Origin of the sequence: Bacillus sp. ISL-4 (genome assembly GCF_018613275.1) — a bacterium.
GTDB lineage: Bacteria > Bacillota > Bacilli > Bacillales > DSM-1321 > Peribacillus > Peribacillus simplex_E.
This window is the reverse complement of sequence record NZ_JAGGQN010000028.1, coordinates 1-18,290: the sequence shown is the minus strand read 5'-3', so window position 1 is coordinate 18,290 and position 18,290 is coordinate 1. Positions and strand designations below refer to the sequence as shown.

16 protein-coding genes, 21 tRNA genes and 2 rRNA genes are annotated in these 18,290 nt (G+C 44.1%); 7 read left to right on the top strand and 32 right to left on the bottom strand.

What is annotated here, in order from left to right:
• Window positions 1–41 precede the first annotated feature (41 nt).
• Complete coding sequence (gene ytzI, locus J7J00_RS18395) at window positions 42–197, top strand: YtzI protein (protein ID WP_214793202.1); 156 nt, start codon at window positions 42–44, stop codon at window positions 195–197.
• A 38-nt stretch (window positions 198–235) separates the two neighbouring features.
• On the opposite strand, the gene J7J00_RS18390 is transcribed toward ytzI, so the two are convergent.
• Window positions 236–709: an S-ribosylhomocysteine lyase gene (locus J7J00_RS18390; protein ID WP_137019600.1), complete on the bottom strand. Its 474-nt coding sequence runs from the start codon at window positions 707–709 to the stop codon at window positions 236–238.
• A 209-nt stretch (window positions 710–918) separates the two neighbouring features.
• On the opposite strand from J7J00_RS18390, the gene yidD reads away from it, so the two are divergent.
• Together yidD and J7J00_RS18380 are read left to right on the top strand one after the other, a co-directional pair.
• Window positions 919–1,140: a membrane protein insertion efficiency factor YidD gene (gene yidD / locus J7J00_RS18385; RefSeq protein ID WP_396020583.1), complete on the top strand. Its 222-nt coding sequence runs from the start codon at window positions 919–921 to the stop codon at window positions 1,138–1,140.
• 121 nt (window positions 1,141–1,261) lie between these two features.
• Window positions 1,262–2,212 (top strand): metal ABC transporter solute-binding protein, Zn/Mn family, encoded by a 951-nt coding sequence (locus tag J7J00_RS18380; protein WP_214793196.1) that lies wholly within the window; start codon window positions 1,262–1,264, stop codon window positions 2,210–2,212.
• A 63-nt stretch (window positions 2,213–2,275) separates the two neighbouring features.
• On the opposite strand, the gene J7J00_RS18375 is transcribed toward J7J00_RS18380, so the two are convergent.
• Window positions 2,276–3,340, bottom strand: coding sequence for a DctP family TRAP transporter solute-binding subunit (locus J7J00_RS18375; RefSeq protein WP_214793193.1), 1,065 nt, complete (start codon window positions 3,338–3,340; stop codon window positions 2,276–2,278).
• A 140-nt stretch (window positions 3,341–3,480) separates the two neighbouring features.
• Here J7J00_RS18375 and J7J00_RS18370 point away from each other — a divergent pair, with 140 nt between their 5' ends.
• Entirely contained in the window at window positions 3,481–5,091 is a 1,611-nt protein-coding gene (locus tag J7J00_RS18370) for an ATP-binding protein (protein ID WP_214793191.1), read from the top strand.
• Window positions 5,084–5,779: a response regulator gene (locus J7J00_RS18365; RefSeq protein WP_214793189.1), complete on the top strand. Its 696-nt coding sequence runs from the start codon at window positions 5,084–5,086 to the stop codon at window positions 5,777–5,779. The genes J7J00_RS18370 and J7J00_RS18365 overlap by 8 nt, the downstream gene beginning before the upstream one ends.
• A 47-nt stretch (window positions 5,780–5,826) precedes the next feature.
• Here the strand turns inward: J7J00_RS18365 and J7J00_RS18360 are convergent, their stop codons facing one another.
• The 7 genes from J7J00_RS18360 to J7J00_RS18330 form a co-directional block, all read right to left on the bottom strand.
• Window positions 5,827–5,973 (bottom strand): hypothetical protein, encoded by a 147-nt coding sequence (locus J7J00_RS18360; protein WP_179890951.1) that lies wholly within the window; start codon window positions 5,971–5,973, stop codon window positions 5,827–5,829.
• 384 nt (window positions 5,974–6,357) lie between these two features.
• A complete protein-coding gene (gene menC, locus J7J00_RS18355) occupies window positions 6,358–7,461 on the bottom strand; it encodes an o-succinylbenzoate synthase (protein ID WP_214793186.1) in 1,104 nt (367 codons plus the stop codon).
• Window positions 7,458–8,936: an o-succinylbenzoate--CoA ligase gene (locus J7J00_RS18350; protein ID WP_214793183.1), complete on the bottom strand. Its 1,479-nt coding sequence runs from the start codon at window positions 8,934–8,936 to the stop codon at window positions 7,458–7,460. The genes menC and J7J00_RS18350 overlap by 4 nt, the downstream gene beginning before the upstream one ends.
• Before the next feature lie 86 nt (window positions 8,937–9,022).
• The gene (gene menB, locus J7J00_RS18345; protein WP_370662606.1) at window positions 9,023–9,835 is read right to left on the bottom strand and encodes a 1,4-dihydroxy-2-naphthoyl-CoA synthase; all 813 of its coding nucleotides are present in this window, start codon (window positions 9,833–9,835) and stop codon (window positions 9,023–9,025) included.
• Window positions 9,836–9,842: 7 nt separating this feature from the next.
• Entirely contained in the window at window positions 9,843–10,664 is an 822-nt protein-coding gene (menH, locus tag J7J00_RS18340; RefSeq protein WP_214793179.1) for a 2-succinyl-6-hydroxy-2,4-cyclohexadiene-1-carboxylate synthase, read from the bottom strand.
• Complete coding sequence (gene menD / locus J7J00_RS18335; protein ID WP_214793176.1) at window positions 10,661–12,412, bottom strand: 2-succinyl-5-enolpyruvyl-6-hydroxy-3-cyclohexene-1-carboxylic-acid synthase; 1,752 nt, start codon at window positions 12,410–12,412, stop codon at window positions 10,661–10,663. The genes menH and menD overlap by 4 nt, the downstream gene beginning before the upstream one ends.
• Complete coding sequence (locus J7J00_RS18330; RefSeq protein ID WP_214793173.1) at window positions 12,405–13,814, bottom strand: isochorismate synthase; 1,410 nt, start codon at window positions 13,812–13,814, stop codon at window positions 12,405–12,407. Before J7J00_RS18330 ends, menD begins: the two co-directional genes overlap by 8 nt.
• A 299-nt stretch (window positions 13,815–14,113) precedes the next feature.
• Between J7J00_RS18330 and J7J00_RS18325 the strand changes: the two genes are divergently transcribed.
• Both J7J00_RS18325 and J7J00_RS18320 read left to right on the top strand, forming a co-directional pair.
• Complete coding sequence (locus J7J00_RS18325) at window positions 14,114–15,034, top strand: 1,4-dihydroxy-2-naphthoate polyprenyltransferase (protein WP_144529331.1); 921 nt, start codon at window positions 14,114–14,116, stop codon at window positions 15,032–15,034.
• A 145-nt stretch (window positions 15,035–15,179) separates the two neighbouring features.
• Entirely contained in the window at window positions 15,180–15,929 is a 750-nt protein-coding gene (locus J7J00_RS18320) for a TraR/DksA C4-type zinc finger protein (RefSeq protein WP_214793170.1), read from the top strand.
• 41 nt (window positions 15,930–15,970) lie between these two features.
• Here the strand turns inward: J7J00_RS18320 and J7J00_RS18315 are convergent.
• The 23 genes from J7J00_RS18315 to J7J00_RS18205 all read right to left on the bottom strand — a co-directional run.
• Window positions 15,971–16,042 (bottom strand) — tRNA-Glu (locus J7J00_RS18315).
• A 3-nt stretch (window positions 16,043–16,045) separates the two neighbouring features.
• Window positions 16,046–16,136: transfer RNA gene (locus J7J00_RS18310), tRNA-Ser, on the bottom strand.
• A gap of 1 nt (window position 16,137) precedes the next feature.
• Window positions 16,138–16,212: transfer RNA gene (locus J7J00_RS18305), tRNA-Asn, on the bottom strand.
• Window positions 16,213–16,222: 10 nt separating this feature from the next.
• A tRNA-Ile gene (locus J7J00_RS18300) sits at window positions 16,223–16,299 on the bottom strand.
• Window positions 16,300–16,304: 5 nt separating this feature from the next.
• A tRNA-Gly gene (locus J7J00_RS18295) sits at window positions 16,305–16,378 on the bottom strand.
• A gap of 4 nt (window positions 16,379–16,382) precedes the next feature.
• Window positions 16,383–16,458: transfer RNA gene (locus tag J7J00_RS18290), tRNA-His, on the bottom strand.
• A 10-nt stretch (window positions 16,459–16,468) separates the two neighbouring features.
• Window positions 16,469–16,544, bottom strand: a tRNA-Phe gene (locus J7J00_RS18285).
• A 23-nt stretch (window positions 16,545–16,567) separates the two neighbouring features.
• Window positions 16,568–16,643: transfer RNA gene (locus J7J00_RS18280), tRNA-Asp, on the bottom strand.
• Between the two features lie 6 nt (window positions 16,644–16,649).
• Window positions 16,650–16,723: transfer RNA gene (locus tag J7J00_RS18275), tRNA-Met, on the bottom strand.
• A 104-nt stretch (window positions 16,724–16,827) separates the two neighbouring features.
• A tRNA-Ser gene (locus tag J7J00_RS18270) sits at window positions 16,828–16,920 on the bottom strand.
• Window positions 16,921–16,941: 21 nt separating this feature from the next.
• A tRNA-Ile gene (locus tag J7J00_RS18265) sits at window positions 16,942–17,018 on the bottom strand.
• A 10-nt stretch (window positions 17,019–17,028) separates the two neighbouring features.
• Window positions 17,029–17,105: transfer RNA gene (locus tag J7J00_RS18260), tRNA-Met, on the bottom strand.
• A 28-nt stretch (window positions 17,106–17,133) separates the two neighbouring features.
• Window positions 17,134–17,209: transfer RNA gene (locus J7J00_RS18255), tRNA-Ala, on the bottom strand.
• 17 nt (window positions 17,210–17,226) lie between these two features.
• Window positions 17,227–17,303, bottom strand: a tRNA-Pro gene (locus tag J7J00_RS18250).
• An 11-nt stretch (window positions 17,304–17,314) separates the two neighbouring features.
• Window positions 17,315–17,391: transfer RNA gene (locus tag J7J00_RS18245), tRNA-Arg, on the bottom strand.
• 9 nt (window positions 17,392–17,400) lie between these two features.
• A tRNA-Leu gene (locus J7J00_RS18240) sits at window positions 17,401–17,489 on the bottom strand.
• A 12-nt stretch (window positions 17,490–17,501) separates the two neighbouring features.
• A tRNA-Gly gene (locus J7J00_RS18235) sits at window positions 17,502–17,576 on the bottom strand.
• Between the two features lie 6 nt (window positions 17,577–17,582).
• A tRNA-Leu gene (locus J7J00_RS18230) sits at window positions 17,583–17,664 on the bottom strand.
• Between the two features lie 8 nt (window positions 17,665–17,672).
• A tRNA-Lys gene (locus tag J7J00_RS18225) sits at window positions 17,673–17,748 on the bottom strand.
• Between the two features lie 20 nt (window positions 17,749–17,768).
• Window positions 17,769–17,844, bottom strand: a tRNA-Thr gene (locus J7J00_RS18220).
• A 10-nt stretch (window positions 17,845–17,854) separates the two neighbouring features.
• Window positions 17,855–17,930 (bottom strand) — tRNA-Val (locus J7J00_RS18215).
• A gap of 11 nt (window positions 17,931–17,941) precedes the next feature.
• Window positions 17,942–18,057 (bottom strand): 5S ribosomal RNA (gene rrf, locus J7J00_RS18210).
• 118 nt (window positions 18,058–18,175) lie between these two features.
• A 23S ribosomal RNA gene (locus J7J00_RS18205) occupies window positions 18,176–18,290 on the bottom strand; the annotation flags it as partial.

Sequence of the window (18,290 nt, the reverse complement as noted above, 5' to 3'; positions counted from 1 at the left end):
CTAAAATGAATCTAAATTGTGAACGATAGGAGCTGTGATGTATGATTACGGTTTTAGTCATATCCATTATTGTGATTCTGATTGTATTGGCCTTATCGGTCCTAACAATCGGAAAAGGTTACAGCTACAAGCATACAGTGGATCCCATCGATCCTTTGCCTGAGGATGAGGGAAAAAAAGAAGAACCCCAAAAATGAAAAAAGTTCCTGTCACAAATATGACAGGAACTTTTTTATTAACCGAAAACTTTATGAAGATCTTCTTTATCTTGTGCAAGCCAGAAATTCATTAATTTCTTAGCCCCTTCAAGATCATGCAATTTTGCTTGGCCGCATTGTTTTTCGTTTGCAGCTGGAATTTCGGTAATTGTAACAGCATCCTTGAATGTATCTTCAAGAACATCGATGATTTCCGTCACTGTCGGCTCACCGCTGACAACAAGGTAATATCCTGTTTGACATCCCATTGGCGAAATATCGATTATATCAAAATGATCGTAACGTTCGGAATGCTTACGGATATTGAATGCAAGCAAGTGTTCCAGGGTATGGATCGTATCCGGCTTCATCGCTTGTTTATTCGGCTGGCAAAAACGGATATCAAATTTATTAACAACACCGTCTGTTCCTACCTTATGGACACCGCAATGTCTAACATATGGGGCTTTAACAGCATTATGATCTAATTCAAAGCTTTCAACTGAAGGCATTTAATTCACTCCTTAATTGTATGTCATCTCTATTTTACCTTGAATAACAATATATTTCATCCTTTAAAATTAATTCTTATTATATCAATCGGAATACCCATATGTTTATTCCTTTTTTACCCTTATTGGAAATTTAGAAAATATGCTATAATGAAGGGTAGTGAATTTACTCGAAAAGAGATGAAAGCATTGTGTTGAAAAAAATATTAATGGGAATCATCCGTTTTTACCAAGTTGCTATGTCTCCATTAAAACCGCCTACTTGCCGTTTTTACCCAACTTGTTCCCATTATGGTTTGGAAGCGATCAATCGTTTTGGACCTTTAAAAGGAAGCTGGTTAGCGCTCATCCGGATTCTTAAATGTCATCCGTTTCATCCTGGGGGCATTGACCTTGTTCCTGAAAAAAAAGAAAAAAGTGAGGACCAATAGAAAAAAACCTTGCTTTCTTTTGCAATCTTTTGTATCATACAGAAGTCAAATCGTAATCATTTCGTTTTTACCATATAACATTCAAATCGTAATCAATACGAATTATAAAGGAGCATTTCATATGAAAATCCGAGCATTGCTCTCACTTTTCCTTGTTACTGCGGTATTTCTGTCAGCCTGCGGCAACTCAAAGGGAGAATCAAGTAAAGAAGAAACCAAGGACGCCTTAAATATATATACAACGGTTTACCCTTTACAGTACTTCACGGAGGCCATTGGCGGGGAATACGTAAATGTCGAGACGGTTTATCCTCCCGGAACGGATGAACACTCATTCGAACCCTCTCAAAAAGATATTGTAAAAATGGCTGAGTCAGACCTATTTTTCTATATTGGCTATAATCTTGAAGGCTTTGTAACCAAGGCTGAACCAATTCTAAGCAAAGAAGGCGTCAGGACGGTTGCGGTGGGCGAAACGGTTCATCTTGATGAAGATGAACATGCACACCAAGAGGAACATGCACATGAAGAAGACGGTCATGACCATGGGGGCGTTAATCCGCATCTGTGGTTAGATCCCATCTATTCCATTGACATGGCTAAAACCATCAAGGATGAATTAACGAAAAAAATGCCGGAACAGGAAGAATATTTCAACAATCGTTTCAACGAGCTTTCCGAAAAGCTTGAGGCACTTGATGAAAAATTCGCGACGACAATCGAGTCAGGCCGTACCAATAAGATCATCGTTTCCCATTCTGCATATGGTTATTGGGAGGAACGCTATGGATTGGAACAAATTGGCGTCACAGGACTAACATCTTCAAACGAACCTTCTCAAAAGGAACTGGGGAAAATCGTAACCATGGCTAAAGAAGAAGACTTGAACTACGTCATCTTTGAGCAGAATATCAGTTCTAAACTAACCGAGATCATCCAAAAGGAAATGGGAGCGAAATCACTTGAGCTCCATAACCTTTCCGTGTTGACGGATAAAGATATCGAAGCCGGTGAAGATTACTTCAGTTTAATGGAAAATAATATCAAGACACTTCAAACTGCATTACAATAGGAAAAAAAGCGGGCCCATTGGGTCCGCTCTTTTTTTGTCCCCCGCTATTTAATGGTGTTTTCGTTATTCCTTTAAATGCTTTTCACGGATCTTTTCCATCTTCGTCATCAATTCGGTTCCAATCGTTGATTCGAATTCCGGATAGATGACGGTCATCTCATCCATCCATTCTTTCTTTTCTTCATCTGACAGTTTATAGATGTCGATATTCGATTTTTGCTGGATTTCCTTAAGCTGTTCCTGATTCAATTCATTTGATTTGATCCATAGCCATTTCGTTGTATCATCCATCGCCCTTTGGATTTGCTGCTGAATGTCCAACGGGAGTTTGTTCCAAAACGGCTTGTTTATCATGACGACATACCCTAAATAGCCATGATCACTGATCGTTAAATATTTTTGCACCTCATATAATTTCTTGGAATAAATATTCGAAATCGTATTTTCCTGGCTGTCCGTTTCATTGATTTCAAGGCTTTTAAACGTTTCATTAAACTCCAGCTCAGAAGTTGTCGCCCCAAAATGATTGAATTGGCTTTCCAGGACTGCACTTGGCATGATTCTAAAATTCTTTCCTGCAAAATCACTTGGATGCCGTATCGGTTTACTGCTTGTAATCTGTTTATAGTTATTCGACCAAAATGCGAGTCCCTCGATATCGATGGTGTTCAGCTGCTTAAGCAGCTCTTCCCCCACTTCCCCATTCAATGCTTCCTGCAAGGCAGCGTCCGTTGGAAAGATGTAAGGAAGGTCCAATAGCATCCATTTCTTTGATATGCTCGTAATTTTAGATGTAGTTGGAGCAATCATCTGCACCTTGTTTTCTTGTAATGCTTCGATTTCTTCATGATCACTATATAATGACTGATTAGGATAAACTTCAATTTTGACTCGATGATCTGTATATTCATCGACAAGTTGGGCAAACCGGTTCGCAGCTAGCCCTTTAGGTGTATTTTCGGCAACGACATGACTGAACTTAATCACGATTTGATCCTTCATCCCGATCTGCTCCTTATCCTTCGGCAAATTGAAACCGAAGCTTGTAAAGAACGATTGAAACGATATATACACGGCTATCAACAGCCCCAGGCCAATTAATACTAAGTACCCCCATAATGCACGCATACCGACAACTCCTCACCGCTCACTTCACATTATCACTATTCTATCACAGCTTTTTACTGTCGTAATACAATGCGCGAAAAATAGCGAAAAGTGATAGAAATTCTGTTACTATAAAGTATAGAAGTAATGGAGGAAAAACAATGGATAAATCCTTTCATATGCCCATTCAAATTAAAATCACCCTGCTATCATTCGTAATCGTCGCTTTTTCGATACTAATAGGCGGGATTTTTATATTCGGAAACATCGTTTCGGTCAGGGAAGATGAAATCGGCAAACGATCCATGATCACTGCCCATACCATTGCCGAACTCCCTGAAGTACAAAAATTGGTCCGTGAGCCGGAAGGATGGACGCAGCTCAATCCGATTATTGAAAACTTAAGGAAAATCCATCAAGCAGATTATATAGTTGTGCTTAACAATCAGCATATACGCTATTCCCATCCAGTGTTCAGCCAATTGGGGACCCCTTCGGAAAGCAGTGATGAAAGCCCTGCGTTCGCTGAGCACGAGTATCTTTCAAAGGCGGCTGGCGATCTTGGCATTTCCGTCCGCGCCTTTGTCCCGATCCTTGATAAAGATAGAGAGCAAATCGGCGTCGTTCTGGTAGGGAATATCTTGCCTACGATACCGGAGTTAATCAAGGATCTGAAAGGCGAAATCGCGATCATCCTGGTCCTTACACTTCTATTCGGGGTATGCGGCTCATGGCTCATGGCAAAAAGGATAAAAAAAGAGACCTTCCAACTTGAACCACATGAAATTTCACGGATGCTGGTTGAAAGGACAGCAGCATTCAATGCGATGCATGAAGGGGTCATTGCCATAGATAATAATGAAACAATCACGATTTTCAATGAAAAGGCTAAGCAAATATTCAATATTAACGGTGAAGTCATAGGCAGGAATATCAATGATATTATAAACGATACCCGTCTCCCGGAAGTGCTCGACCGGACATCTCCCATCTTCAATCAGGAAATCTCCGTTCAAAACAGGAATATTGTAAGCAACCGGGTACCGATAAAGATTGCGGATAAAACTATCGGTGCCGTGGCCATTTTCCAGGATCGCACCGATGTGACGAAGCTAGCTGAAGAGTTGACTAGTGTCAAAGCATTCGTTGAAGCCCTGCGTGTTCAAAACCATGAACATATGAACAAACTTCATACGATAGCCGGATTGATCCAGCTAGGTAATCTTGACGAAGCGCTGCATTACATTTTTCAGATCACGGAAGAACAAGAGGAATTGACCAGGTTTTTAACGAAGCACATTCACGATGATAATTTAGTGGGGCTGATATTAAGCAAGATCTCATTGGGACGGGAACTCGGAATTGAGCTCATCATGGACAAGCACACGAAATTGGACCGCTTCCCCGCTGATTTGGATCATCATGATTTTGTTTTGATAATCGGAAACCTGATCGAAAACTCATTCGCAGCGTTAAAGCATTGTTCCGAGGAAACAAAACAAGTTTATTTATCCATCTACCAGGATGAACGTCATTGTCAAATCGTGCTTGAGGATAATGGACCCGGCATTCCCGAGGACATTCATAAAGATATATTCGAGTATGGTTTTACAACAAAAGGTGCGGAAGGATCAGGAATTGGTCTTTATCTAATAGACCAAATTGTAAAAAAAGCGAACGGCGAAATGAAATTCACGACACGCCCTAACGAAGGAACAAGCTTTTTTCTTTCTTTTCCGATGCACGATATAGGGGAGAACCAAAATGACTAATGAAATTCGTGTACTTTTAATTGAAGACGACCCAATGGTCCAAGAGGTCAACAAACAGTTCATCGAGCGCCTGCCTGCCTTTAAAGTCGTTGATACAGCTTCAAATGGGCTTGAAGGTCTGGAAAAAATCAGGCAGTCTAAACCCGACCTTGTCATTTTGGACATCTTCATGCCTTCTTTAAACGGGGTTGATACACTTTATCAAATCAGAAAAGAGCAAATTGATGTGGATGTCATCATCATTTCAGCGGCAAATGATCAGAAAACGATCCGAAAAATGATGCAGAACGGAGCTTTTGACTATTTAATCAAGCCATTTAAATTCGATAGGCTAAAACATACGCTGGAACAATACTTCGCTTTTCGGATGGAGGTTGAACCTGACCATCAAATTTCTCAAACCCAGCTCGACCGAATTCTCTTTCAAAATAAAACACATTCTGAAGCGAGTCCGAAATATGATGTTCCCAAAGGACTGAATGGTGCGACTCTTGAGCAAGTGACGAAGTTCATAAAGACCCAGCCTGGGTCACTATCTGCAGAAGAAGTAGCTGATGGGATTGGTATCGCCAGAGTTACAGCAAGGCGCTATCTTGAATACTTGCATGGCGAAGAAGTCCTTCAGCTTGACGTACAGTATGGCAGCATAGGCCGCCCTGTCAATAGGTACCGGCTTAAAAAACCTTAAAACGCATGGGGACCGGCTCGGAACGGTTCCCTTTTTACTTTCATTCTTTACGCACCTGTCTTCCGGTCATAGAGGCCCCACTTTCTCTTCAAAAGAAACAGCTCGCACTCCTGCAAAGCCGTCACTTCTTTTATGACATAGTCAGGCATGCCTCTTCTCAGTAGAATTTCCGCAATTAGGTACGGTTTTTTCATACACTTTCCCCTCCCTCTCCCTTGGTTGCCATTCTTTTAATTTCATTATACAAAATAATCCAATAAAGAAAAAATAGACAAAACCCCATTTTCCGAAAAAAAATATGGTTTATCCGGCCATTTAAATGATTTTTCTAAAATCTGTAGGGTTGCGCCCGACTGCCTGCCTCGCCACAAGCTTCCAGCAGAGCCTAGGCTAGCCGGGATGCCAATCGAAACCTCTAACTGATATTTGTTATTTATCTATTAAAATCATTTACCAAAAGGGTGGGATTCCTGTCCAAAAAAATACTAAATGAGTGAGTTACATAGACCGTGGGAGGTAAAAAGAAGGATTATCAATATTTGATCAAAAGAGGCGGTAATGCACCTCTTTTGATGTTTTCACTTGTACAGTTTACTATATGTAGTCAATTCCTTTAACCGCTTTTCATTGATGGCAAAACCGATTCCAGCTTTATCGGGAACTTGGATCATGCCATTTTCGACAATGACTTCGGGATCGATTATATCCTCTTCCCAATAACGAGATGAAGATGATATATCACCGGGAATCGTGAACCCTTTTAATGTGGCAAGTGCGATATTATGTGCACGTGATATGCCAAATTCAATCATACCGCCGCACCAAACGGGCACACCATTACCCAGGCATAGATCATGAATTCTTACAGCTTCCCTCCAGCCGCCGACTTTAGCCATCTTAATGTTGATCACCCCACAGCTCTGGAGCGACAGCGCACTTTTGGCATCATGAAATGAATTAATGCTTTCATCAAGGCAAATGGGTGTCTGCAGTTGTTTCTGCAAAAATGAATGTTCCACAATGTCGTCATGTCCCAGCGGCTGCTCAATCATCATCAGCTTAAACACATCAAGCTTCTGAAGATGTGGGATGTCATCAAGACTGTACGCTGAATTGGCATCTGCCATTAGCGGGATATCGGGATAGGCCCGACGTATTTCCCCTAAAAACTCCAGATCATTTTCTGGATTGATTTTTATTTTATAACGCTGATAACCAGATCCGGAAAAATCCTCGATTTGAAGAATCGCGTCTTCTATATCATTGGATGCAACGACTACACCAGCGGCCACTTCACTTCGTTCGCCGCCAAACAGCCGTCCGAGGTAGACTCCCTTCTGCTTCGCATATAAATCGAGGATTGCCTGCTCTAAAGCTGACTTCGCCATCGCATTCCGTCTGATTCCGCTCCATAAATTCGGCAGCTCATCAGGATGCCTGATCTGACTGGCCAATGTCAGCGGGATTAAGAAGTCATCCAACATATGAAAGCATGTCTTGATCGTTTCCTCGGTATACCAAGGACTTGTAAAAGGGACAGCTTCCCCGTATCCAATCAATCCGTCTTCATCCATGGCTTCGACAATTATCACTTCCCGATCGCTTACCGTTTCGAGATGTGTCTTAAATGACCGCTTTAAAGGGGCCTTAATGAGCTTAAGGGAAATGGAGGATAACTTCATTGCCATTCCCCCATTTCCTTCTTCAGTTCCCGTCTCAAAAGCTTGCTTGCGCCATTCCGGGGAAGCTCCTTACAAAAAATCACGTTCCGGGGAATTTTATAAGATGCCAAATATCCCCTGCAATATTCCAGCAGTTCGCTCTCATCAAGCTCTGTACCTTGATGCAAGACGACAAAGGCAAGTGGGACCTGTCCCCATTTTTCATCGTCAGTCCCCGTCACTCCCGCTTCGAAAACATCAGGGTGCTTACTAAGGACATTTTCAATCTCGGCCGGGTACACATTTTCACCGCCGGAAATGATTAAATCCGAGCGTCGGTCAAGCACATATAAAAAGCCTTCCTTATCGAGATAACCAAGGTCCCCAGTATAAAGCCATCCATCGGTGATGGCCTGCTGTGTAGCGTCCAACCGATTAAAATAGCCTTTCGTCACATTCGGACCTGAAACCACGATTTCGCCCACTGCACCCGGTTCACACATAGTGCCGTCTTTCTCTATCCGTAACTGCGAAGGAAACAAGGGTTTTCCCGCCGAGCCGATTTTTGTCATGCTATACTCCGGTGCCAGTGTCACAATCTGTGAAGACGTTTCGGTCATCCCATATGATTGATAGACGGGAATCCCTTTCTCCTTACATACCTCAAGTAAATGGACGGGTGCAGGGCCGCCGCCCAACAGGAAACAGCGAAGGGTTTCCGGATAGCTTGTTCCCTTCATATCCTGCACCATCCTATTCAGCATCGCCGTCACGACCGAAATGATTGTCACGCCATTTTCCTGGATGCTCCGGTTTGCCTCCCGTTCATCGAAACGTTCCGCCAAAACGACTTTCATGCCATAAATCACATTTTTCATCAGGATGGATAAACCGCTAATATGAAAGATGGGAACCGCACAATACCACGAATCGTCCTCATGCAATCCAAGGTTCAGAACAGACCCTACGGCACTCCACCAATGGTTGCCGAATGTTTGGATCACCCCTTTGGGATTTCCCGTCGTACCTGATGTATACATGATCGTCGCGGTATCCTCAAGGTAAAACTCTTGAAGTATCTCAGCAGTGCCATCCGGCAATTCTTCCATTAAATGAAGGTTCAATTCGGGGAGAATCTCACCAATATCAGAGAGTTTGCCGGAGAAGGAGCCTTCTGAAACCAAAAAGGCTGTTTCACTATCCCCGATTTGCCAGGACAGCTCTTTTGCCGTTAGCTTATTATTCAGCATCACAATCTTCACACCGAGATAAAGTAGTGCATGGATAACGACAACACCATCAATATGGTTACGGAGCAAAACCGCACATGAATCGCCAGCGCCCAAACCAATGCTTGCCAGCTTACCAGCCATTTTCTCCGATAATGTATGCAGTTCAAGAAAGCTATACGTATGACCTTCAAACTCAATTGCCGGGCGATCCGGTGAAAGATGCGCCCGATTTTTCAGCCAGTTCGGCAACTTTTCTTCTGCCATTGCTGCTTACCCTCTTCCATTTTGATATAGAAAACAGCCCGGCGATTTTCCGCCAAGCTGTCAGTCTCATCGATTCACGCGTTTCATTAAGGGAAACGAGGGAATTGCCCAAAGTCCGGAGTGCGTTTTTCTTTGAATGCATCGCGGCCTTCTTTTGCTTCTTCTGTTGTATAGTATAAAAGTGTAGCGTCACCAGCCAATTGTTGAAGACCTGCAAGGCCATCCGTATCAGCGTTCATTGCCGCTTTCAAGAAACGAAGTGCAGTCGGGCTCTTCTCAAGCATTTCTTCACACCATTTAACCGTTTCCGTTTCCAATTCGTCCAAAGGTACAACCGTGTTGACCAATCCCATATCCAATGCTTCCTGTGCATTGTATTGACGGCATAGGTACCAGATTTCGCGCGCCTTTTTATGACCCACGATACGTGCAAGATAGCCAGAACCATAACCAGCATCAAAGCTTCCCACATTCGGTCCAGTTTGTCCGAAAATTGCATTGTCAGCAGCAATCGTCAAGTCACATACCACGTTCAAGACATTACCGCCACCAATTGCATATCCTGCAACCATGGCTACGACCGGTTTTGGAATTACGCGAATCAAACGTTGCAAATCAAGAACATTTAGACGCGGAATGTTATCTTCACCTACATATCCGCCATTTCCGCGTACTTTTTGATCTCCGCCTGAACAGAATGCTTTGCCGCCTACACCCGTTAAAATAATGACACCAATGCTTGAATCGTCACGCGCCCTTGCGAATGCATCAATCATTTCAGCAGTCGTTTTTGGCGTGAATGCATTATGTACATGTGGTCGGTTGATGGACACTTTTGCAATCCCGTTATATTTTTCATACAAAATTTCATCATACTCACGTATTGTTTCCCATTGTATCGTCACCTTAATTCCTCCTTTTATTTTGCTTTAAAAACTCACTTATTATTTTACCAAACTTTTCTCCAACTTCCACATGAATCGCATGTCCCGCATCATTTATTATTTTCCATTCGGCCCGCTTCAACTTTCTCTTCATTAAGTCCGCAATGTCACAAAACTTACGGTCGAGTTCACCAGTTATAAGGAGCACAGGGAAATCAAGAGTTTGCAGTTGTTCCCAGTATGAAGCCTGACTGCCTGTCCCCATACCAAGAAGGCTATTGGAAAGGCCAGCAGGGTCATTTGCCAACCGCTGCTCCCGAATGACCGACCTGGTTTTGGCCGACAACCGTTTTTGACTTTCAAACAGCGGGATGTTTTCCCATCGATTCACAAAAGCTTCCATGCCATTTACAAGAATCCGTTCGGCAAGCTTCCTATCATTTTCCCTTCGGATTTCCCGTTCCCCTTCTGTTAAAAGGCCTGGTGAAGCGCTCTCCAATATCAGTGTATCAACATACTCAGGATACAAACAGGCAAATCCCAATCCGAGCCTTCCGCCCATCGAGTATCCAAGGATATGGGCTTTCGGGAAATGTAACACATCCAAAATATACTTGATATCCTCTGCCACACGCTCCATCTCATACCTTCGATGATCGGCTGGTGACGCAGACATGCCATGACCGATGATGTCGACCATTATCATGGTATACCTGTCACTCAGTAGCGGAATGAGGAATTTCCATGTATCCCGATTTCCCGTAAATCCATGTAAAAGTACAAGAGGATCTCCATTTCCCGTTATTTCAACAGCATAATTGACATCCTTGCTGACAATATTCATGATATTTCCCTATCTAACACCATTTTTATTTCCTGGGAAACAAAGCTCCACAAATTTCGATGCTTTTGTAAATTGGACTCTCTTTCTGTCGGTACTTCAATGATTTTCAGACCTTTCATTTCGAATGACTCCGTAAATACCTTCTCAAACTCATCCCAACTTTGCACCTTGTTGTATTTACCGCCATAAAGCTGGGAAGTATGGGAAAAATCAAGCCCATGAGGCGTGCCGAATAGCGTTTCGAAATGTTCCCTCTCATTCGCCTGCGGCAAGAAGGAGAATATACCGCCTCCATCATTATTAATCAGCAATATCGTGATATTTTGTTTTTGAAGTTTTGCCGCAAGCAAGCCATTCATATCATGGAAAAAGCTTAAATCCCCGATTGCCAGCACTGTATTTTTCGATACCGTGCTTACGCCAAGAGCAGTGGAAACGACACCATCAATCCCATTCGCACCGCGATTTGCCATAGTTTTGATTCCTTTTCCATTATTCAAAAAGAAAGTATCCAAATCACGTATGGGCATGCTATTCCCGACAAACAGCGTCGATTCCAATGGCATCATATCAGCAAGCAGGGCGAACAGCTTGCCTTCACTTAACTCCGATTCATCCCTGACGGAGGCCAGGGCATCCTTCGTCGCTCCGTTGACGGTCTGCCATAAGCGAAGCCATTCATCATCAGGAGAAGAAATAATCTTATCAGCAATTTTCAAACAAAAATCTTTCTCTTCGCTGTAAATCATATTCGTTGCCAATCCGGCTGGTTCACGCCAGCCTGCTCCGCCATCGACGACCAAAGTGATTGCCTGTTTTTGTTTTTTCATGAATAACAATAAGGGTTTAGAAACAGGCATTGACCCGAAACGCAAGATCACTTCCGGCCTGAAAGCCGCTGTAGCCGTTTCATCGCGTAGAAACGTATCGTACGCATCAATTATGACGGCTTTGTCCTGACTTCCGCTCCTTAACTGTGAAAGAGGATCAGCCAGTATAGGAAAAGCAAGTTTTTCCGCTAATGCGACGATGGCTTCCTTCATCTCTGGATGCGGTAATTCGCCACATACGATCATACCTTGCTTAGCTTGTGACAATGTAGTTGCCACAGCTTCTATTTGTGATGCGGACAATGACCGTTCTCCACTGTCAATCAACACTGCAGGCGTCATTTTATTTTGCCTGTACTCCTTTGCCTTCTCCAGATCCGGAATCAATGGTTCACGAAGCGGGAAATTCAAATGTACAGGCCCTGCAGGTCCAGCTGCCGCTGTAGCCACTGCCCTTGCACCGACCGTTCTGGCATACCGCATCATCCCATCCGTGCTTTCAGGAAGTGCCATTTCGACAAACCATTTTACATGTCTCCCGTAAAGATGTATCTGATCGATCGCCTGCGGGGCTCCGACATCACGCAATTCATGCGGTCGGTCAGCGGTAAGTACAATAAGCGGCACTCTTGAATAGAAAGCCTCAATGATGGCTGGGTAATAGTTTGCTGCGGCTGTACCGGACGTACAAAGAAGTCCGACAGGTTCTTTTAAGGCCTTAGCCAAACCAAGGGCAAAAAAAGCAGCCGAACGCTCATCCACATTAATATGAATTTCGATATCAGGATGTTCCACTAGCAACAAAGCTATGGGCGTGGATCGTGAACCTGGGCTCACCACCACATGCCTCACCTCATTTTGTGCCAGCTCATCGACGAATGAAGCAGCATACGCTGTCAATGCATCTCGGTCATTCATTAAGATTTCCTCCTAAAGCACTTAACATCGGATTGAATTTAATCCCTGTTTCGCGGAATTCACTTTCGGGAGTCGAATCTTCAACTACCCCGCATCCGGCAAAGAGGGATGCCTCATTGTTCTGTATTAGGGCAGAACGTATCCCTACAGCGAATTCCCCGTTTCCATACGTATCCACCCAACCTAAAGGACCCGCATAAAAGCCGCGTTCAAGACCTTCCATTTCCCGAATCCGGACAACGGCCTTTTCTTTTGGTAGTCCGCCCATAGCAGGTGTAGGATGGAGGTTCTCGACGAATTCAAAAATCGTGACACCTTCCTTGGATATACCGCGGACAGGTGTGTACAAATGCTGGATATGACGGTTTTTCATAAGTGCGGGTTCGGCAGGAACCATCACTTTTTCGCATACAGAATCAAAAGCATTGGATATCATCGACACGACATATTGATGTTCTTGTAAATTCTTTTGGTCATGAAGCAATTCTTCACCAAGACAAACATCTTCCTGCTCATCTTTCCCTCGCCCCATCGATCCGGCAAGACAGGTTGAAAAAACTTCATTTCCCTGTTTCTTAATTAAACGTTCAGGGGTGGCACCTACAAAACAGTCACCGCCAGCCTCCAAACAGAAAATATAGCTTAATGGCTGCTCAGCAATCAATTGTTCAAGCACTTTCCCTGAATCGATGGAACGTTCAAAAACAAGTCTAAGCTCCCTTGCCAAAACGATCTTGTCGAGATCTGTCGTCTTGATTTCCTGAACAGCCTCTTCGACCGTCCTCTTCCATTTCTCAGGCTCGACTTCCCTCTGCATAACCAGGGAATTTGCACCCGATCCATTGCCATCCAAGCTTTCTAAAAGGAAAGCTTCCCGTTCATTTATCATATCTATGAAGAGTTTTTCTGAATCATCAGGCGAACAAAGTAAGTTTGTCGTTAAGTAAGCTTGATTCCCCACTATTGACAGCATGAAGGCAGGTATATAAAACAGGTTGTCCCCGAACTGATTCCACAGGAGCGTACTGTCAGTTTCATAATCAAAAGAAAAGCCCCCAAACAGTAAAGGACCTGTCGCTTCTACATCGGTCACTCCTGTTTTGACAGCAGTATTCTGCAGTTTGATCCAGCTCTTTTCGACTTCTCTATAACGTTCGGCATTCGATGCCGCTTTGAGTTTCTTAACATTGCCTAAACCGGTAATGGTTATTTCCTTTGCAGGGTCCTCCCAGAAAAAGCGTTCACCCGCGTACCGTTCTCTTCCAGCTTGATAAAATGAAAGGGGGTTATTGCAATTAACTTTCTTAATATGACTGAATAGAACTTGATCATTCAAGTCCTTCGCCTTTTGTATAGCTGAAGCCAGTCCCTGAAACTGTTCAGTTTCCTCTGAGATAGCCAAAAAAATCCCCCCAAATGTACATTTTAAAAGCTTTTTAACCTATTTAAAGATACACCTCCCTTGAACCTCATGTCAATAAAACGCCCCTTTACTGAACGATTCTTTCCTGCTTTTTTCCTTATTATATGAATCTTAGCGAATGCAGAGAAATATCCTTGATTCTGGAAATGCACCATCCATGAATTCCAAATATCACCCTTGCCCACTTTTCCTGCATTTATTAGGATAACCTTTTGTGCAACATTTCAATATTTGTTATAATTTCGAGAGAACCAATAATGATTTTGAGGAGAGAAATAATGCAAACAGAATACGACGGACTTCCCCTTAAACGGACCTGGAAGATTTGGTGGGAGTTAATTCGTCCACATACACTAACCGCAGCTTTTGTTCCAGTCTTACTTGGAACTGTTATTGCACTTTTGGAAGATGGAGTGAATTGGTTATTATTCGCTGCCATGATGATTGCAAGTATCCTGATTCAAGCTGCAACCAATTTATTCAATGAATACTATGATTTCAAGAGAGGCTTGGATACGGAGGAATCCGTAGGCATTGGCGGCGGGATCGTCCGTCATGGGATGACCCCCAAACTAATCATGAACTTGGCCCTTGGCATGTATGCCATCGCCTTGATAATTGGAATTTATATCTGTGCCGCATCATCTTGGTGGCTTGCTGCAGTAGGACTGGTTTGTATGCTTGTCGGCTATCTTTATACAGGCGGACCCCTGCCCATTTCATATACACCATTCGGGGAACTTTTTTCTGGATTGTTCATGGGCTTTTTGATAATCCTGATCGCCTTTTTCATTCAAACCGGTGATGTTTCTTCAACAGCTATCTTAATTGCCATTCCAAGTGGAATATTGGTCGGGTTGATCAACTTATCCAATAACCTACGTGACCATGACGGAGATAAGGCACATGGCCGTAAAACGATGCCGGTAGTCATGGGTCGGAAAAACGCCCTGACATTCATGGCAATCATGTTCGCCTTCTCTTATCTATGGCTAGTTGGGCTAGTCCTTACCGGAAGCGTAACGGCGTGGATCCTCCTTGCCTTCCTAAGCATCCCGAAAGCCCTGGCCGCAATCAAAGGCTTCGTAGGTAAAACGCAGCCGATCACGATGGTGCCAGCAATGAAAGCCACGGCACAAACGAACACCTTCTTTGGCTTACTCATGGCCATTGGATTATTCATCAGCTATCTTATATAATCTCCGAGGACTGAGCTCATCGCTCAGTCTTTTTTTCTATCATCCGTTCCATATTGTTTTCCTATACCCCGATTCGGGTAATAGATAATACAACCATTTTACCAATATAAAATGAGATTTAGACTTTAGAAGGAGTGGATCCGATATGGCAACGAAACAACAAACGCAAAAATTCAAAAAAGAACTGCTTCAAGAAAAAAATGAGCTAAGTAATAGAATTCAAAATGATGAACAATCCGTTCTGGAGAAAAGCCAGACCGAATCCGTAGGGGAATTATCAGCCTATGATAATCATCCTGCTGACCTAGGAACCGAACTATTCGAGATGGAACGGAATCAAGCACTCGATGAGCATGCACAATCCGAAATGGAGAAAATCGATGAAGCTTTGAAAGCCATGGAGGAAGGTTCGTATGGCCATTGTAAAACCTGCAATAGGGAAATCCCCATCGAGAGGCTTGAAGCGATCCCAAGCACCCTCTACTGTGTCGAGCACGCCCCAGAACGGCCACTTTCACAAGAGCGGCCTGTGGAAGAGAAAATACTGATTCCATCCAAGGGTGATCATTTTGAAAATCGTCATGGAATTGAAATGGTGGATAAAGAAGATAGCTTTGGTGAAGTTGCCAAATTCGGTACATCCGAAACACCATCCGATTACACAGGAGATCATGATAATTATAATGACCTTTATAAAACCGAGGATGAAACGAACGGGTTTCCTGAAGACTATGAAGGATTTGCCGCAAATGATATCGAAGGAAAAAATAGAGTGAATATAACGAACAAAAAGCAAAAGGAATATGAAGATACACTTGAAGAAGAAAATATAGAATCCAATCTTGGAGACATTCCCTATAAACAAAAAGATAGTTATATCAATGAAAAGAAATGAAAAAAAGAAGCATACATGAATGTATGCTTCCTTTTTTGTTATGACCCGTACGGGATTCGAACCCGTGTTACCGCCGTGAAAGGGCGGTGTCTTAACCGCTTGACCAACGGGCCAAATGGCGGAGAAGGAGGGATTTGAACCCTCGCGCCGCTCGCGCGACCTACACCCTTAGCAGGGGCGCCTCTTCAGCCTCTTGAGTACTTCCCCATGGCTCCGCAGGTAGGACTCGAACCTACGACCGTTCGGTTAACAGCCGAATGCTCTACCACTGAGCTACTGCGGAACAATGAATATGGTGGGCCTAAATGGACTCGAACCATCGACCTCACGCTTATCAGGCGTGCGCTCTAACCAGCTGAGCTATAGGCCCATATTTGGAGCGGGTGAAGGGAATCGAACCCTCATCATCAGCTTGGAAGGCTGAGGTTTTACCACTAAACTACACCCGCGAAATGGGGCGACTGATGGGAATCGAACCCACGAATGCCTGAACCACAATCAGGTGCGTTAACCACTTCGCCACAACCGCCGTAATTATATGGTGGCTCAGGACGGAATCGAACCGCCGACACAAGGATTTTCAGTCCTTTGCTCTACCGACTGAGCTACTGAGCCACAAATGTATTGAATTTTAAAAATGGCGGTCCCGACGGGAATCGAACCCGCGATCTCCTGCGTGACAGGCAGGCATGTTAACCGCTACACCACGGGACCTAATAATTGCGGGGACAGGATTTGAACCTGCGACCTTCGGGTTATGAGCCCGACGAGCTACCGGACTGCTCCACCCCGCGACGGTAATAATGAAACGATTTGCATCAAGTTTTCGTGTATATCGTTTTGTCCGCATCCATTATGTAAGGGTGTTTCAAAACAACTTGCTGCTTTTTTGAAAAAATGGAGGAGGTAGAGGGATTCGAACCCCCGCGGGATTTGACTCCCCTGTCGGTTTTCAAGACCGATCCCTTCAGCCGAACTTGGGTATACCTCCATGGCTTTTGAAAAGTGAATATGGTGGACCTTGTAGGACTCGAACCTACGACCGGACGGTTATGAGCCGTCTGCTCTAACCAGCTGAGCTAAAGGTCCTTATATTTATTGGTAGCGGCGGAGGGGATCGAACCCCCGACCTCACGGGTATGAACCGTACGCTCTAGCCAGCTGAGCTACACCGCCAATATAATATAAGTTTCTGATTGAAAAATGGTGGAGCCTAGCGGGATCGAACCGCTGACCTCCTGCGTGCAAGGCAGGCGCTCTCCCAGCTGAGCTAAGGCCCCATTCATTAAAAATCACGTGGTCGGGAAGACAGGATTCGAACCTGCGACCCCTTGGTCCCAAACCAAGTGCTCTACCAAGCTGAGCTACTTCCCGCAATAAAAACATGGTGCGCCCGGCGGGAGTCGAACCTACAACCTTCTGATTCGTAGTCAGATGCTCTATCCAATTGAGCTACGGGCGCATATTATGATGGTGCCGAGGACCGGAATCGAACCGGTACGGTAGTCACCTACCGCAGGATTTTAAGTCCTGTGCGTCTGCCAGTTCCGCCACCCCGGCATAAATAAATAGTGGAGCGGAAGACGGGATTCGAACCCGCGACCCCAACCTTGGCAAGGTTGTATTCTACCACTGAACTACTTCCGCGAACGATGCGGGTGAAGGGACTTGAACCCCCACGCCTTGCGGCGCCAGATCCTAAGTCTGGTGCGTCTGCCAATTCCGCCACACCCGCATATAAAATGGTGAGCCATGAAGGATTCGAACCTTCGACCCTCTGATTAAAAGTCAGATGCTCTACCAACTGAGCTAATGGCTCGTGCTTGTACTATCTTAAAATGGTGCCGGCAAGAGGACTTGAACCCCCAACCTACTGATTACAAGTCAGTTGCTCTACCAGTTGAGCTACACCGGCAGGTGTAAAATGGTGGAGGATGACGGGATCGAACCGCCGACCCTCTGCTTGTAAGGCAGATGCTCTCCCAGCTGAGCTAATCCTCCATATGAAACCTGCTTGGCGACGTCCTACTCTCACAGGGGGAAACCCCCAACTACCATCGGCGCTGAAGAGCTTAACTGCCGTGTTCGGAATGGGAACGGGTGTGACCTCTTCGCTATCGTCACCAAACAATGTTAACATTTTTTCAAGACATATATTATTATAACGTCTTTTTGAGAAAATGCAAGAAGAAATTTTCATTCCTTCAAAACTAGATAATAAGAAGGTATTTCATTTTTTTAAAGCGTTGGTTAAGTCCTCGATCTATTAGTATCAGTCAGCTCCACATGTCGCCACGCTTCCACCTCTGACCTATCAACCTGATCATCTTTCAGGGATCTTACTAGCTTGCGCCATGGGAA

Coding starts and splice junctions, on each gene's coding strand:
- ytzI (WP_214793202.1), top strand. CDS start 42: ATGATTACGGTTTTAGTCATATCCATTATTGTGATTCTGATTGTATTG.
- J7J00_RS18390 (WP_137019600.1), bottom strand. CDS start 709: ATGCCTTCAGTTGAAAGCTTTGAATTAGATCATAATGCTGTTAAAGCC.
- yidD (WP_396020583.1), top strand. CDS start 919: ATGGGAATCATCCGTTTTTACCAAGTTGCTATGTCTCCATTAAAACCG.
- J7J00_RS18380 (WP_214793196.1), top strand. CDS start 1,262: ATGAAAATCCGAGCATTGCTCTCACTTTTCCTTGTTACTGCGGTATTT.
- J7J00_RS18375 (WP_214793193.1), bottom strand. CDS start 3,340: ATGCGTGCATTATGGGGGTACTTAGTATTAATTGGCCTGGGGCTGTTG.
- J7J00_RS18370 (WP_214793191.1), top strand. CDS start 3,481: ATGGATAAATCCTTTCATATGCCCATTCAAATTAAAATCACCCTGCTA.
- J7J00_RS18365 (WP_214793189.1), top strand. CDS start 5,084: ATGACTAATGAAATTCGTGTACTTTTAATTGAAGACGACCCAATGGTC.
- J7J00_RS18360 (WP_179890951.1), bottom strand. CDS start 5,973: ATGAAAAAACCGTACCTAATTGCGGAAATTCTACTGAGAAGAGGCATG.
- menC (WP_214793186.1), bottom strand. CDS start 7,461: ATGAAGTTATCCTCCATTTCCCTTAAGCTCATTAAGGCCCCTTTAAAG.
- J7J00_RS18350 (WP_214793183.1), bottom strand. CDS start 8,936: ATGGCAGAAGAAAAGTTGCCGAACTGGCTGAAAAATCGGGCGCATCTT.
- menH (WP_214793179.1), bottom strand. CDS start 10,664: ATGAATATTGTCAGCAAGGATGTCAATTATGCTGTTGAAATAACGGGA.
- menD (WP_214793176.1), bottom strand. CDS start 12,412: ATGAATGACCGAGATGCATTGACAGCGTATGCTGCTTCATTCGTCGAT.
- J7J00_RS18325 (WP_144529331.1), top strand. CDS start 14,114: ATGCAAACAGAATACGACGGACTTCCCCTTAAACGGACCTGGAAGATT.
- J7J00_RS18320 (WP_214793170.1), top strand. CDS start 15,180: ATGGCAACGAAACAACAAACGCAAAAATTCAAAAAAGAACTGCTTCAA.